We start from the raw sequence: 809 nt of genomic DNA, 5'->3' as shown, positions 1-809 counted from the left end.
CTGGACGTGGCCCTGCGCGCCGCCGCCGACACCGTGGCCGGCCGCGACACCCGGCTCGGCACCGCCCCCGCGCCGCCGCCGGACCCCTGGCGGCTGCGGGTGCGGCTGCTGTCCCGGGGTTCGGTCCGGTACGGGCTGCGGGTCGCGCTGTGCATCGCGGTCGGTTCGGCGGTCACCGCCAACTACCCGCTCAGCAAGAGCTACTGGGTGCCGATGACGATCGCCTTCGTGCTGAAGCCGGACCTCGGCTCGGTGTTCCTGCGCGCGGTGAGCCGCTCGGTCGGCACGGTGCTCGGGGTGGCGGTGACCGCGGCGCTGCTCATGGCCACCACCGACGAGTGGGCGCTGACCGCGATGGCCGCGGGCTGCGTGGCCCTGCTCCCGTACGCCACGGCGGCGCACTACGGGCTGAACACCGTGGTGATGACGCCGATGGCGCTGGTCCTGCTCCAGCTCGGCGGGCAGAGCAGCGCCGCCGAGTTCTGGCCCCGGGTCCTGGACACCGTGCTGGCCAGCGCGATCGTGCTGCTCTTCGGCTACCTGCTGTGGCCGGAGCGCCCGCGCCACCGGATCGAGCCCAGGCTGGTCGACGCGACGACGGCGCTGCGGGCCTACCTGGACGCCGTCGTCCGCGGCGCCGGCCAGGACGACGGCCCGGACAGCGGCCCGAACAGCGGCCAGGACGGCGGCCAGGACGGCGGCCGGACCGGAACCGCCCAGGTGTGGCTGCGCCGTACGGCCTACCGGGCCCTGGCGGACGCCCGCCGGGAGGTGCAGCAGGGGCTGGCCGAGCCGCCGCCCACCGGCCG

At 76.4% G+C, this 809-nt stretch carries 1 protein-coding gene; it reads left to right on the top strand.

Features of this window, described 5'->3' with window-relative positions; translation table 11 throughout:
* Positions 1-809, top strand: an 809-nt coding sequence (locus AE652_RS42380) for an FUSC family protein (RefSeq protein ID WP_049661578.1), incomplete at both ends; no start/stop codon positions are given.

Origin of the sequence: Kitasatospora sp. MY 5-36, assembly GCF_001182915.1 — a bacterium.
GTDB lineage: Bacteria > Actinomycetota > Actinomycetes > Streptomycetales > Streptomycetaceae > Kitasatospora.
Note: the sequence above shows the minus strand (reverse complement) of the source record. Positions and strands in the feature narration are given on the sequence as shown.